Genomic DNA, 14,602 nt, shown 5'->3' on the forward strand with positions numbered 1-14,602 from the left:
ATGAATTATTGAGAATAAGTTATGTGCTTTGGTTTGCCTAACATAAACAGAGAAGGTTATTTATTTATAATTGTTTCCTTTATAGTAACGTGTATAGCATTTTCTATATCTTGGGGTACTGGCATTACTTGCTTATTACCAACACTACTATGTACTTATTTCTTTCGTGATCCAGCAAGAGCTGTACCAAACAATAAGGATTTTATATTAAGTCCAGCTGATGGTGTGGTTTCAAAAATTGAAGAAGTTAGTTACCCTTTATCAGAAGAGAATAGAGAAGAGAAAAAGTTTACGCTTGTCAGCATATTTCTAAGTGTTTTAAATGTTCATGTGAATCGTATACCAATATCTGGTACGATAAAGGAAATGAGCTACAAGAAAGGCAAGTTTATTTCTGCAATGAGTAATAGGTCCAGTAATGAAAATGAAAAGCAGGTTATTGTGATTGAGTATGAAAAGGAAAAAGAAATCATTGTGGAACAAATAGCTGGATTTATCGCACGCCGCATTGTTTGTAATTTAAGAGCGTCTCAGAATGTAAAAGCAGGTGAAAGGTTTGGAATTATAAGATTTGGCAGTAGAGTAAATATTTATATCCCTGCTGGAATAGAGGTAAGAGTCTCAGAAGGCCAAACTGTTATTGGTGGTGAGACAGTTATAGCAGATTTAAATAAACAAGAGAAGCTTACCTTTGACATTGTATGAATAACGATGAAAGTAACGGTAAATCCTTACCTATTACCAAGTTATTTCCAAATTTTATAACTTTACTAGGTTTATGTGCTGGCCTTACTTCACTTAAATTCACATTTAATGAACAATGGGAATTTTCAGCAATTTTTATTATCATTGCAGCAATAATAGATGGAATGGATGGCAGAATAGCAAGAATTCTAAAATCAACTAGCGATTTTGGAGCACAGCTTGATTCTTTTGCAGATTTTCTAAATTTTGGTTCAGCACCTGCTTTTCTTTTATATTTTTGGAAATTAAAGGAAATTAAAGTTGTAGGTTGGATCTTAGTAATGATATATGTAATCTGCATATCAATAAGACTTGCAAGATTCAATGTTTTACTACATTCAGAACAATTATACTGGAAAAAATTTTTCTTTTCCGGCGTTCCAGCTCCTGTATGCGCTTTACTTGCTCTGTTACCAATAATTATTACCTTTCAATCTCATGAGAGTGAATACTTACTTCTTATAGAGCAATTTTTTAACGTAAAGAATACAGCTTGTTACTTTTTGGCCATTTCATTTTTTTCGATAAGTCATATTCCAACTTTCTCTGCAAAGCACATTTATGTTCCTAGAAGCCTATCCTATATATTTGTGTCGTTTTTTGGAATATTGATCATACTGTTTATAAGCAAGCCCTGGATAACACTACCAATTTTAGGTGCATTGTATATACTTACTATTCCAATAAGCACTGGACTTTATATATACTACACATATAAAATTCATTAGCTATATAAAAGTAGTGAGCAGCATGATTGTAAAAGCAACTGATCTATTAAACTCTCTTCTGTATATAAAGATATTCAACATTCCATTTATAATTCTTTGGGTAATTGCAACTGGAGTTTTTTGTACGGTTCGGTTCAAATTCATTAACTTTAGATTATTCAAGTATGGAATACAGACGCTATTCAACCTAAAATGTAATGGTAATAACAATGGTATAATCACTCATATTCAAGCGTTTACAACAGTCATTTCAGGAACAGTTGGCCTTGGAACAATATCAGGAGTTGCAATAGCTATTACAATAGGGGGCCCAAGTGCAATTTTTTGGATGATAATTACTGGAATACTCGGTATGTCGATAAAGTTTGCTGAAGTAGTACTTGCATTTACCTATCGTTCTGAAAGCACAACAGGTGGAGCTTTTTATTATATGGAGCGTGGATTTGCAAAGATTGGATTTATGAAGACTGGCAAATTCCTTGCATTTATCTACGCAGTTATGCTGCTTGTTGCAATGATTCTAGGCGGTATACCATTTTAGGCAAATCAAATTGCAGCGTTGTCAAGTAACTTATTTGAATACAACACATCTGTTATTATCTCGCTATTTGTATTAATTGTAATACTGGGAGGAATAAAGCGAATTGCTTTAGTTGCAACAGGTTTAGGGCCGATCATGATAATGTTATATATAGGCATGTGTATATATTTAATCTGTGTAAACGGAAATAATCTACTGAATGCTCTATCTATAATATTTTAAGATATCTTTAACAAATCAGCTATAGGAGGTGGAGTATTGAGTGGATTAATAGCAGGGGTAAGAAGGTCAGTGTTTGCTAATGAAGCAGGTACTGGAACAGCAGCTATAGCACATTCGATTGTAAAAGAGAAAGACCCAGTTAAAGTTGGAAGTGTTGCAATGATTGCACCATTTGTAGACACAATATTAGTCTCATTTTTGACTGGTATTGTGATAATTATCACCGATATGCATATCACTAATACCGTAGGTGATATTACGTTAGTTAGCTCAGCATTTTCAACAGCCTTGCCTTTATTGAGCAAGCTAGCTCTTCCGCTGATAATGTTTTCCTTTGCATTTTCCACAATAATAGCTTACTATTACTACTGTGAAGTTGCCCTAGTGTACTTATTTTGTAACAAAAAAGTACTGATATTGTTTTAGTTTTTTATAGTAGTTTCAGTGTATATCAGCTGTATATCAAAAAATATAGAATTTATATCTTATTTAGGTGATAGCCTGTTTATGTGCCTTATGATTCCAAATGCTGTTGCGATATATCTACTGAGAAGGGAAGTCTTAAATACAATAGATTCTTATTACAAAAGGTATTAAACATGATTTATAGAATGCTTTATATAGTGTTATTTTGCCTACCATTTAATGATGTATACGCTGCTTCAGTTTTTCATAAAAGTTATGACACTGCATTAAATGGAGTAAGCAACTTCATGAATGAAGTGTTGTTTTTCAAGATCTTTCACGTACCATTTATAATTCTTTTATTGGCCTTTGGTTATATATTTCTAACACTACGTTTTAGATTTCTCAACATAAGGATGTTTAAGCATGCGTTCGCTATTTTATGTGGAAAATATGACACAGATCATCATGATGGTCACATTACGCATTTTCAGGCATTTGTAACCGCGCTATCAAGCACAGTAGGCCTTGGAACTGTTGCTGGTGTTGCAATTGCAATTTCAATGGGAGGGCCAGGAGCGGTACCTTGGATGATGATCACAGGCTTTTTTGGTATGTCTGCAAAGTTTGCTGAAGTAACTTTAGCATTCAGACACAGAACAGAAGGCCAGGAGCAGTTATTCAGTGGTCCCTTTCAATATATAAGAAATGGGCTAGAAGAGTTTGGATTTAAAAAATTTGGTATCGTACTGGCTGCAATATATGCAGCGGTTTTTGTATTATCAGGCCTTGGTGGAAGTGTAGCATTTCAAACTAACCAAATGGTTTCAATATTATCTGGCTATTCAAATTGGATAGATGGTCATCCTTGGTTTCTCTCTTCCATAATTTCTACGCTACTTGCTCTGGTGATTATCGGTGGAATTAGGAGAATAGCTAGAGTATCTTCTGCACTAGTGCCTATCATGTCACTAATATATATTTTGAGTTGTGTCACAATCATTGCATTCAATATTCACAATTTTGGCAATACATTAAAAATATTGTTTTCCAGTATGATAGACTTCAATGCCGTTGGTGGAGGAGTGGTGGGAGCATTTGTTGCTGGAATTCAAAGGTCAATTTTTGCCAGTGAAGCAGGTGTTGGTTCTGCATCAATTACTCATGCAGCAACTAAGGATGAAGAACCAGTAAGAACTGGACTAGTTGCGATGATAGAACCATGCTTTGATACAATGTTAATTTGTTGCTTAACAGGAATAACAATAGTAATAACAGGTGCATACCAGACTGGCATTGGCGAGGGAATATTGATCACCCAAAAAGCATTTGAAACAGTTTCTTCTTGGTTTCCTATACTTTTAACCATCGCTGCGCCTTTGTTTGCGTTTTCCTCAGTAATTTCATTTGTATATTGTTGTGAAATGGGATGGTTATATTTATTTGGTCCAAAGAGTATAGTGATATACCGAATATCGGTAATAATTGTGGCATTTCTCTCTGGTCTTTCCAAAGATATAATGGCTATTGCTAATATTGGTGGGGCTTTATTCTCTTGCTTAGCACTCATCAATATGACAGCACTTATACTGTTTAGCAATCAGATTAACAATGAAGTCCAATGTTATCTAAAAAGGCTAAGGAATAACAAAATTAGCTAGATTTCTGCTATGATAGAGATATTTGTAGTCTTTGTATTATCTTACATATTAGGTTCAATACCGTTTAGCTTAATTATTGCAAAAATAAATGGTATAAATTTAAGAGAAGTAGGTTCAGGAAACATTGGTGCTACAAATGTTGCAAGAACAGGAAATAAGAGACTTGCTGTCCTCGCATTATTTTTAGACTCTTTGAAAGGATTTGTCGGGGTTTATACAGCACAACAATTTTGTGATAATAACGATTTTTATATATATGTATCTGCAATTTTAGCAGTTCTAGGGCATATGTTTCCTATTTGGCTAAGGTTCAATGGAGGAAAGGGGGTTGCAACAACTTTGGGAGCTTTGATAGCACTTAACATTTCTATAGCATTAGCATTTGTACTTGTCTGGCTAATAGTATTTTTTATCTTTCGGTACTCCTCTCTTGCTTCCTTGGCTGCTAATGCAGCAGCTGTTATAGCATCTTTCTTTTTTCAAAAGGAGTTATTCCTTATACTACTCACTGTAGCGATATTAATTTTCTTGAAGCATTATAAAAATATTGCAAATCTTCTGCAAGGCAGAGAGCATAAGTTTTTATAAGCGGTGAGATGTTAAATCACTGACACTTAAACTACGAGATAAACTGCTTGATGGTATTATTTTATCTTCTTTATTTAAGATTGTAATTTTTACTCTTGTTATACTCTCTACTTCTTGAGGTATTAAAAATTCATCTTCAATGAATCTTTGCTTCACTTCTTGTATTTTTTCATAAAGTGTGGTTACATTGCGCTTATTTTGATTATAAATATCTTCAATCTCTATCTCTAGCCTGTGTGAAGCTTCTTTTTTTAACATGTTATTTATCACTGCTTCTGTTATTGCTAGCTTTTCTTGCAGAATTTTCTTTATTTCTTCTTTATCGTCTCTGCTATTTTTACTCAGTTCCGTGTATACCCTATAACACCTTTTCTCTAGTGGTAACGTTCTTAAACTATCTAACATTCTGGCCACTTGACCCTTAATAGTCTTCTTGGCTTTCAATTTTAATTCTTTTACTTCTTCTTTTATTATTTTGCTAGCTATTCTCTTAGCTTCAGTTAAAGATGAGTCCTTGAGAAAAAAATCTGTTCTAAGTAAATTTTGGTTTAAAAGCTCCAAAAAGACTTTTCCTTTGATGTTTTCGAGTTGATCGTCTAAACCATCCCCCTGTAGTTTATTTGTTATGTGCTGAGACAGCGCAAAGTGCTCTAATTTATTTAACTTTACAGAGTTAATATTTTTCATTAATGTCAGCACAATTTGTTCACTATATTGAGAAGTAAAACTCAGTAAATTTCTCATTAAGGAAATACTTACTTCTGCAATAAAATCATCAACTATTTTTTGACTTTTATCATCTTCATAATTATTTTGGGCGTTATGCCAAGCCCTAAGAATTTCTTTACTGTTCTTCTTATTTTTTAGCCTGTCTAACATAAACTTACGTGCTTCATTTTCTGCTTCTGTAAGGAGCATTTGTCTAGGTGGTGTAAATTTAATCTCTGGATCGGAATGAATACCCTCTAATGTACTTAACATTCTGTAGATAACACCAGTAAAACATGTGTTAGGAATTCGTTCTTTTCTAGAGAAAGTTTGGCTATCTAGTAAATTTGCAATCAACGCGTCTTTTTTATTTTTTACAGCTTCTCTATCTCCATCATTGCAGGCTCTAAGAACTAACAGAAGAATTTGTCCACCAGTGAAACCAGAGCTATGTTTCTCATTACCTTTGCAAAAATCTTGCAAAAACATTACTAATTTTCCCTTATTCTCATTACTAAATGGTTGGCCATCAAGCATATGTAAGTGATTTATATATTCAATAAACTCTTTAAATCCCTCATTATTAATAGTGTCTTCAGATACTTGTTCAGTATATTTATCTTTTAATTTGTCAATATTTTTAATGATATCATTATTTAATTGATGGGGTAGTAAATGTTCAAGCTTAATATCAAAGCTATTGACTAGCCCACGTGAGTTTTCTTTTATGCCTTCTAAAAAGAAACTAATAGCAGCTTTGAGTAACGTAAATGGATTAAAATGCTTTGGCCTTAATTCACTTTGTAATAGAATTAAAATCATTGCAAGTGGTATTGTTGCAAGTAACGAAACAAGCAGGAAAGTAGTTGTAAAAGTTATATATGTTATAGAGGCAAAAAATAAAAGGAAAGATGCTATCTTAATTTTATTATCCTTAAAAAATATTTCCCAATATTCCTTTTTACTTATTTTTTCCTGCTTTGCAGCTTTTATGTCTTTATAAACGTAAAAAGTTTTTATTTCAGATCTCAAAAACAATGTGGCAAAAGATAAAAAGACATTGGCAGGATTAACTAAAATGCTTAAAGAAACAAAAGCTGCGAAGTAACTTGCTGTCTTTAATCTGTAAGAATCCTTTCCAGGAAATTGTATTTGGGAAATACCTATCATAGCCTACTCTCTATAATATTATGATATTGTAGTAATAACAAATAGCCTATAGATGTCAATGCTTAAGTATTTTACTGTCTACGCACTCATCGTATTCAATTTCAACTGTAGAGTGCGCAATTTCGAACCTATTTAATAGTATTTTTTTTATCTCATACAAAATATTAGTGTGTTGTCCATTTTGCTTTATCTTGGCATGCATAGTAAGTATAAAATAATTATCAGATAGTGACCATGCATGTATATGATGCACATCTATCACTTCAGGTAACTTAGATACAATCTCACTTTTTATCTCCTCAGCAGATACACTCTCAGGTGTACCTTCAAGGAGTATATGGCAAGAATTCTTGAGAATTTTATATCCACTGTTTAAGATTATTACACTGACAAATACTGACAAAATAGGGTCCACTATTTGCCATCCGGTAAACATGATAATTATGGATGCAAGTATAGCAGCTACAGAACCTAAAATATCTCCGATAACATGCAATACAGCACTTTTTATGTTTATATTACTTTCGCATTTACTATGTAATATAAAAAAGACTATAATGTTAGAGATTAGGCCAAGTGTGGCAATTATTAGCATTACTTTCCATTCCACATTGACCGGACAAATGAATCTCTTTATTGATTCAATTATAATGACCGCTGCAATGAAAAATAGAGTTAAACCATTAACAAATGCTGCAATTATCTGCAATCTGTGATACCCATATGACCTCTGTAAATCAGATTTCTTAGCTGAAAATTTGTGCGCTACCCAGCTTAAAATCAAGGCAAAAAGATCAGTGAGCATATGCCCTGCATCTGATAGTAGAGCAAGCGAATGTGAAATTACTCCACCTACTATCTCCATAAGCATTGTTATTGCAACTATTATTATGGAATAAATTAAGCGCTTGGACTCTGCTATTGAGTGTTTGCCATTGTGCACTGCTGTCATACAAAATCTTTTTATGAGCAAAAAAACGTGGGTAACACTGGGCTCGAACCAGCGACCCCTTGCACGTCAAGCAAGTGCTCTACCAACTGAGCTAATTACCCATCTTAACCTTAGTATAGTGCTTCAGTGAAATGAAAGTCAATTTGCTTTTAGACTTCTTGCTGGATGAAATTCCTTGACAAACCTTCTTACCTTCCTTACTATATTAGCAAGGGTATTCATACTTGTTTTTATCTTCGCGGGTTTAACAACAAAATTCAGTAAAAAACTCAGGTATTTATTGGCAAATTACATAAAAATTATAGCGGCTTTTTTTATTTTTTCTACATTCAGCCAAATCGCGCTTGTTAGCACATTATTACAACGCCAATTTACATTATAAAACTCGCTACTAAAGGATTTTTTTACCTTTTTTTCTACTCAGTAAATTTCTTAATTATAATTCCGCTACTTATTAACAGCTATGGAATTTTAGCTATATTCTCGATTTTTCATATTGAGTTAACTATCTATACTTTTTTATTAAGATATAAATTATATCAATATGAGAATTTACACTTTCTTAGCGGAAGTAGCTTTATGCTTGATATTGTGGAGACTAATAAATTAGAGGTTAAAGTTATGACAATCAGTCAACAAGTAAATAAAAATATAACTAAAGAAGAATATTTTAACAATAAGCATATCATAGAAGTTAAAGATTTAAATATCAAAGTAGAGGTTCATTATCATGATTTAAGAACAAGTAAAGTTGCTCACATTGAAAGTGAGATAAGAGAAACAGCTACTAATTTTAAAGATGCATTTAAGCTGGAGCCTGGTAGCTCAGAACAAACATTCAAAATTTATGTGTTTGATGATAAGGCTGATTACACTCACCTTGGTGGAAGCGAACGTTTTGGTTCTTACCTTGGAGATGAAGGTGGTAAATGTTACTACAAAGGAGAAGCTGATATTTTTGCTGAGATGTATGTCTATCAGCAAGGTGGCGTTCATAACCTTCAGCATGAATTTGCACATGGTTTAACTTACTTGGCTACAGGAGGAAAATCTCTACCTACAGTATTAATGGAGGGAATTGCAGATTACTTTGAACATCATTCAGATCACAAGTTCAATGCTCAAGGGTCAAGCATTGATAAAACTGAAGCCGCAAATTTGGATCTAGGTGTAATTTTAAATTTACAATACTCAGCCAATGGTGAAGAAAACAGTTTAGTGTATAAAACTGGTCATGCGTTGATAATGTACTTACAGGAAAAAGATCCTAGTTTATTAAGAGACTACCTAGATGCTTTACGTCAAGGTAACTCAGATGAATCAAAAAGTTTCTTGAAAGACATAAAAGGACATGATGCTGACTTCAAAAGTTGGCTTGCTGAGAATGATACAGAAACTGCAATGAAACATCTCAACGCTTTGCAAGTTACAAAAGGAGATTTTATAGCAACTGGTCAAGAAATAGTGGGTGGAGAAATTAAAGATGTATCGTATTATAAAGCAAATATAGAAAAAATAGATGGAGAAAACGTTGGAAGTTTCTCTGCTATAGAGCATGTGTCATTTTACGATTATGCTCGTGCTGTTAATAGGGCAACAAATGATACCCTCGATATATCAAAGGAATATCATTTCTTAAAGGCAGTAAAAACTACTGATGGGCAGGTTAAGCCGACTTACTCTGATCAACAAGGTAATGAATATCAAAACAGTCAAGAGTATAAAATGCAAGCTTTGAGGATATTATCAAAATATGGTGAAGATCTTAGAAAATCTTACTATGATGGGAAAGAAGACTTAGATAAGCAGAAGGATATAAAATATAATGATGTGTTGAAAAGCCTTCGTGAACAGGAAGAAACACAGCGTCATGATGCATACGAGCAATACAAAAGAGGAGAGATCTCTTATGAGAAATTTGTAGAAAAATGCAATTCAGCCAGCACTAATTATCATAATGAAGATAAGAGATTATATAATGCTACACAGGACAAATATACACAACTGAAAGATGATTTGCTTGATAAAACCATAAACGCTGGCTTGAAACAAGTAAAAGAAACTCAGAACATTGACGTAGAAAAGATGTTAGAAGAGATGGTTAATATCGATCCAAACCTAATCAGAGGTGCTCATATTAATCTACAAGAAGGTAAAGTTTTCTCTATCAAAGCTCTTGGTCACGGAGATATGGGTGCACTATCTATATATGATGGGAATACAAAGCTTGGAGAGTTGTCGAGCGAATCGGGCTTTTTTAAGCAAGTTGAAGGTCAAACTAAAGAAACTTTTGTTTTTGAGGACATATTGCACAACTTGAATACTCAATATGACGGTGGTGCTTATATGGCTATTACAAAAGAAAATGGTCATTATAAAGCTTCTCTGATAGATGGCAGAACAGTTGAACGTGATGAATACTTTGATGAAGCACATTTACATGAAAATGAATTGTTGCATCCTAGCACTGGACACATTCAAAAAGATTTAGATTCTCTGCTTCTTAGAGGGACCAAAATTCTAAATCATCAGGATTTAAAGCATGCTCAATATTCTGATGAGCAAAAGGCAAAAGGAGTAATCGTGGAAAAAGGAACATTACTGGATAATAAGGGAACAGATAGGACAGACGACGATGTATACGAAGCGATTGTAAAGCAAGAAGGCGAAAATCTACATGCATTCAAAAATATGGGCTTCTATATCACTGAAGAGATGAAAAATGAAAGAGGTGAAGTTATAAATGAAAGTAACTTGTTCATTCATGATCATGGAAAAAACGTAAGGTTTCAATTGCCAGGCAATATTACTCACCTAAAATTGGTGAAAAAAGATGGAGAATATAAATTAGCACCATCTGATTCTGAAGGAAGAGAATACAGCAGCATACCAGACGAATACAAATATATTGACCCAGTATTTGCACATGAATATGAAAAGAGAGATTATTCTCATAAACATATAAATGTGGGCCTTATAAACTTAGAAAAATATGCCCCTGGTAAACTTTTTACCATTAAACATGATCCAAATGATTATCAGATACAAAGAAACTCGAGTGGTGAAATAGTTAGAATAAAAGATCAAACATATTTCACTAAAGTAAAACTATTTGATGGTGATACTGATGAAGAAATTGGAATGTTATCTAATAATTTCCATAACTTCAAAGGAAAAATATTCTTTTCTGCTGATTATAACTACAGCTATAATGATTTCCTCGCATCTGTTTCTCCTCAAGTTGAAATTGAGAATATGGGAAATGGAAGCAAAAAATAACTTTCGATCAAGGCAGTGGCGATATCGGTGACACTAATAGAGGCTACACTGACTATCAAAGGATATACACAAGGGAAACCGAAAGTCCAAAAGGGCAAGTAAGTGAAACTAAGACAGAAGTTCATAGTACTACTAATGTTGTTGCTGAAGAGAGAACTGTATCAAACGACAATAGTGAAATACAGTCTGATCAACCACAAATTCCAACAAGGGCAAAAAGGTCAGCTTCAGTGGAGGAGAAAGAGCAGGTAGTGTTGAAAGACACAATCTTGAAAATAGAAAAGAGCTATGATAGAGATGTAGAAGGAAAGCATAAGGCAAATGTAATCATAGATTATAATGATGTGAAAGCCTTGTATAATAGAGCAGAAGGAGCAGATAAGCAATCTGTGTTAGATTTTTGGAACAAACTGCATACATCGGATTATAAGATTGGTGCTTTGCCGGAAGACAAGTATTACTTTAAAGATGGCAAATTTCTAATTCACGATAGTGACACGAAAAAGCTTATAGTGTTACCTGAAGATAAGGTATCCATCAAAATAATGAAGGATGGTGATAGTTATAGTTTGGCTATATCAAATGGTAATGGCAAAGTAATAAGCAGCATTAGTAAAATAGATAATCCAAATTACGAATTGCTATCAGATTCAAGTCACTTCAGCTTAGAAACACAAGATAACTTTGAGTTATTAGATCAACATCATGAATATAATCTCTATCTAGAGAATGGTTTTGTGAAAATGTTCGACTGCGCAAGCGATCACGTTTATCACGATCATAACTCAGCCTATATCTAATATACAAGGAGGGCCCTGCCCTCTTTTTGTTATTCCAATGCCCAGACACTGGCATCCAGTTAAATTTGCTAGTATAAAAGTAATCAACGTTTCTTATGATGGAAAAATGGATTCCAGTGTCAAGCACTGGAATAACACCAAAGGGGCTACTAGGATGACATCGTCTGCTACATACTTAGATCACAAGAGAAGAATTCTGAAGCGAAAAGCTTCAAGGAAATCTTATGCAAAATCTAGTATTTACGGAATTTATATTATTTTCATGCACATTATGGTTTTTATAATTAACGGAAAGTGATATGGCTAGTTTAACTTTTAAAGACAACTCTGGAGCAAATGTACCATCCCCTAACATTAAAAGCATAATTTATGAAGATGCTGCACAGAATAAGTATACCTTTGGTGTAGACAATGCTACTAATGTTTTCAACACTTTTAAGTATGAACCTAATGGTGCTGCTGAAATAGATTACAGTGCTACAGCAACAAACTTCATGACTGGAGGTGCAATTGCTACATTATTAGGTATTGGAACTAATGTAGATGCAATAAAAACTAAGACTGATTCTATTCCAGCTGACTTAAGCGCTGACTTAGTTACCATAAAAACTCAAGTCGGAACAGATCTGATATCAGGAATAAAGGCTAAGACTGATAAGATTACAGATACCTTGGGAGCTGATGTCATTGCTATAAAGGCTAAAACTGATACTATTCCAGCTGACTTAACAGCTAAAGTAACTGCTACAAATGCTGCTAATTTAGGAGACAAGGTTACTGCAATACAAACTAAGACTGATAAGATTACAGATACCTTAGGAGCTGATGTCATTGCTATAAAGGCTAAAACTGATACTATTCCAACTGACTTAACAGCTAAAGTAACTGCTATAGAAACTGCTACAAATGCTGCTAATTTAGGAAATAAGGTTACTGCAATACAAACTAAGACTGATAAGATTACAGATACCTTAGGAGCTGATGTCATTGCTATAAAGGCTAAAACTGATACTATTCCAGCTGACTTAACAGCTAAAGTAACTGCTATAGAAACTGCTACAAATGCTGCTAATTTAGGAAATAAGGTTACTGCAATACAAACTAAGACTGATAAGATGCCTGCTGACTTAAACGCTGAGTTAATTAAGTTAACTACAATAGGAAATGCTATAAATGGTAATGGTCACGTCACTGAAGCTGCTAAAGCTGTACTAGAGAGCAGTTTCAAGCAAGCTATCACGGATGCTGGGCAAGAAGGTAGTGAATGGCTTAGAAATGAGATAAAAGAGATAGTGTCACAGCCATCCTTCGAGATTCCAACAGATTCAAGTTCACCTCTTTCTTGGGATTGGTAATGTAAGTGCTAGTGAATGACATCGCAAGATGTCATTCACTGTTGTCATTCCAGTATCACATACTGGAATGACATCCTTGTTTTATTGCAACTAATTTGCAGTTATTTTTGTTTTAATGTAGATGGAATATAGTCCTATTGCTGCTGCGTTTGAAACATTTAGACTGTTAATTACGTTTGACATTGGGATTTTTAAAAGATAATCACAATTTTCTTTAACTAGTCTCCGCATTCCTTTCTCTTCAGAACCAAAAACAATTACTCTTTTTTGCCCAAAATTCTTTATTTCATCTATATTTTCCTTTGCATTGCAATCAAACCCATAACACCAGTAGCCTATCTTTTTTAAAGACTCCATCGTCTTTACTATGTTTGTAACGTATATTAGAGGGACAATATCCAGTGCTCCACTTGCTGCTTTTGCGATAGATGCATTTTCGCCCGGCGAATGGTGATGTGGTAAAACCAATGCATCAATGTTGAAACAAGCTGAGGTTCTCAAAATCGAACCTATATTGTGTGTATCAGTAATTTGATCTAAAATGACTATAGTAGAGTTTTCACCTGAACCTTCAGCTATTTCTTCAATATTTAAGCTGTGAAAAATAGGAGTAACTTTTAAAGCAATTCCTTGGTGATTTACACCTTTGGGTAAAACATCATTGAACATTTTGTTCTCTACCAGTCGAGCTTTAATGCCCTTACTATCTGCACATTGTTTAATTTCTTTCTCAAATTCTCTGTAGAAATTTTCTGTTACTAACAGTTCTATACACCGCCTATTTTTGTTTCTTAATGCTGAAATACAAGTGTGCTTTCCATATATCCAACAGTTTTCATTAGCTTTTGATGATTTCATCTCATTATTAAAAATCAGATTTTTATAGAGTAAGCAATATTTTACTGTGTTTATATATTATTGTAAAATTATGCAGTTCAATTAATGAATTTATGTCAGACGATGAGTTAGATTGGCAAAAAAATGTTAAGCCAATAGAATGTGGCAAAGTTACTTTGAAAGTTGATCACAAAGTAAATATAAAATCTATGATTGATAAAGGTATCTCTGGCTTACAAGAAAATTTTCTTAATACTGATAATGGTGATTCATCATTTTGTCTTGACTACAATACAAAATTAAAGATCGATAGAGGCAAATATTTTATAAGCGATAAACTCGATTTGCATGGCTATAGTATAGATAATGCTTATTGTAAATTGATAGATTTTATTATCAAAAATTATCAAGCAAGGAATAGGTGCTTATTGGTAATTACGGGGCATGGTAATAGTACAGATAAAATAGACACTATAAAGAATAGCTTAAATAAGTGGTTGAATGACACAAAAGTTCGAAATATGATCTTATACTATCAGCAAGCCATAAAAAAACATGGTGGCAAAGGAGCTTTTTATGTCTTATTAAGAAGAAATAAAGGTTGATTTTAGA

9 protein-coding genes, 1 tRNA gene and 2 pseudogenes are annotated in these 14,602 nt (G+C 33.5%); 8 read left to right on the forward strand and 4 right to left on the reverse strand.

Annotated features, from left to right (window positions below; all coding sequences use genetic code 11):
• The first annotated feature begins 21 nt into the window (after nt 1-21).
• From OPR44_RS07250 to plsY, 5 genes and pseudogenes are all read left to right on the forward strand, one after another.
• Nucleotides 22-705, forward strand: a complete 684-nt coding sequence (locus tag OPR44_RS07250; protein ID WP_265014824.1) for a phosphatidylserine decarboxylase — start codon at nt 22-24, stop codon at nt 703-705.
• Entirely contained in the window at nt 702-1,472 is a 771-nt protein-coding gene (locus OPR44_RS07255) for a CDP-alcohol phosphatidyltransferase family protein (RefSeq protein WP_265014825.1), read from the forward strand. The genes OPR44_RS07250 and OPR44_RS07255 overlap by 4 nt, the downstream gene beginning before the upstream one ends.
• Nucleotides 1,473-1,494: 22 nt before the next feature.
• Nucleotides 1,495-2,832, forward strand: a pseudogene (locus tag OPR44_RS07260) (alanine/glycine:cation symporter family protein).
• A 2-nt stretch (nt 2,833-2,834) separates the two neighbouring features.
• On the forward strand, nt 2,835-4,301 hold the full coding sequence (locus OPR44_RS07265; protein ID WP_265014826.1) for an alanine/glycine:cation symporter family protein: 1,467 nt from the start codon (nt 2,835-2,837) through the stop codon (nt 4,299-4,301).
• A gap of 9 nt (nt 4,302-4,310) precedes the next feature.
• Nucleotides 4,311-4,889 carry a glycerol-3-phosphate 1-O-acyltransferase PlsY gene (plsY, locus tag OPR44_RS07270; protein WP_405197775.1) on the forward strand — a complete coding sequence of 193 codons (579 nt, stop codon included), beginning with the start codon at nt 4,311-4,313 and terminating at the stop codon, nt 4,887-4,889.
• Here plsY and OPR44_RS07275 read toward each other — a convergent pair.
• The 3 genes from OPR44_RS07275 to OPR44_RS07285 all read right to left on the reverse strand — a co-directional run bounded on the left by OPR44_RS07275 (nt 4,884) and on the right by OPR44_RS07285 (nt 7,820).
• A complete protein-coding gene (locus OPR44_RS07275) occupies nt 4,884-6,767 on the reverse strand; it encodes a hypothetical protein (protein WP_265014827.1) in 1,884 nt (627 codons plus the stop codon). The genes plsY and OPR44_RS07275 overlap by 6 nt on opposite strands.
• Nucleotides 6,768-6,822: 55 nt before the next feature.
• Entirely contained in the window at nt 6,823-7,719 is an 897-nt protein-coding gene (locus tag OPR44_RS07280) for a cation diffusion facilitator family transporter (RefSeq protein ID WP_250120286.1), read from the reverse strand.
• A 28-nt stretch (nt 7,720-7,747) separates the two neighbouring features.
• Nucleotides 7,748-7,820: transfer RNA gene (locus OPR44_RS07285), tRNA-Val, on the reverse strand.
• A 520-nt stretch (nt 7,821-8,340) separates the two neighbouring features.
• Here OPR44_RS07285 and OPR44_RS07290 point away from each other — a divergent pair.
• Both OPR44_RS07290 and OPR44_RS07300 read left to right on the forward strand, forming a co-directional pair.
• Nucleotides 8,341-11,798: pseudogene (locus OPR44_RS07290) on the forward strand (peptidase M2).
• A gap of 299 nt (nt 11,799-12,097) precedes the next feature.
• Nucleotides 12,098-13,153: a hypothetical protein gene (locus OPR44_RS07300; RefSeq protein WP_265014829.1), complete on the forward strand. Its 1,056-nt coding sequence runs from the start codon at nt 12,098-12,100 to the stop codon at nt 13,151-13,153.
• Between the two features lie 90 nt (nt 13,154-13,243).
• Here OPR44_RS07300 and rlmB read toward each other — a convergent pair whose 3' ends face one another.
• The gene (gene rlmB, locus OPR44_RS07305; RefSeq protein WP_264377652.1) at nt 13,244-14,011 is read right to left on the reverse strand and encodes a 23S rRNA (guanosine(2251)-2'-O)-methyltransferase RlmB; all 768 of its coding nucleotides are present in this window, start codon (nt 14,009-14,011) and stop codon (nt 13,244-13,246) included.
• 92 nt (nt 14,012-14,103) lie between these two features.
• Between rlmB and OPR44_RS07310 the strand changes: the two genes are divergently transcribed.
• Nucleotides 14,104-14,595: a Smr/MutS family protein gene (locus OPR44_RS07310; RefSeq protein ID WP_264374581.1), complete on the forward strand. Its 492-nt coding sequence runs from the start codon at nt 14,104-14,106 to the stop codon at nt 14,593-14,595.
• Nucleotides 14,596-14,602 lie beyond the last annotated feature (7 nt).

Origin of the sequence: Wolbachia endosymbiont (group B) of Camptogramma bilineatum (assembly GCF_947251825.1) — a bacterium.
GTDB lineage: Bacteria > Pseudomonadota > Alphaproteobacteria > Rickettsiales > Anaplasmataceae > Wolbachia.

What these genes read in the sequence shown, in the direction of transcription:
- OPR44_RS07250 (WP_265014824.1), top strand. Translation starts at nt 22, where the DNA reads ATGTGCTTTGGTTTGCCTAACATAAACAGAGAAGGTTATTTATTTATA.
- OPR44_RS07255 (WP_265014825.1), top strand. Translation starts at nt 702, where the DNA reads ATGAATAACGATGAAAGTAACGGTAAATCCTTACCTATTACCAAGTTA.
- OPR44_RS07265 (WP_265014826.1), top strand. Translation starts at nt 2,835, where the DNA reads ATGATTTATAGAATGCTTTATATAGTGTTATTTTGCCTACCATTTAAT.
- plsY (WP_405197775.1), top strand. Translation starts at nt 4,311, where the DNA reads ATGATAGAGATATTTGTAGTCTTTGTATTATCTTACATATTAGGTTCA.
- OPR44_RS07275 (WP_265014827.1), bottom strand. Translation starts at nt 6,767, where the DNA reads ATGATAGGTATTTCCCAAATACAATTTCCTGGAAAGGATTCTTACAGA.
- OPR44_RS07280 (WP_250120286.1), bottom strand. Translation starts at nt 7,719, where the DNA reads ATGACAGCAGTGCACAATGGCAAACACTCAATAGCAGAGTCCAAGCGC.
- OPR44_RS07300 (WP_265014829.1), top strand. Translation starts at nt 12,098, where the DNA reads ATGGCTAGTTTAACTTTTAAAGACAACTCTGGAGCAAATGTACCATCC.
- rlmB (WP_264377652.1), bottom strand. Translation starts at nt 14,011, where the DNA reads ATGAAATCATCAAAAGCTAATGAAAACTGTTGGATATATGGAAAGCAC.
- OPR44_RS07310 (WP_264374581.1), top strand. Translation starts at nt 14,104, where the DNA reads ATGTCAGACGATGAGTTAGATTGGCAAAAAAATGTTAAGCCAATAGAA.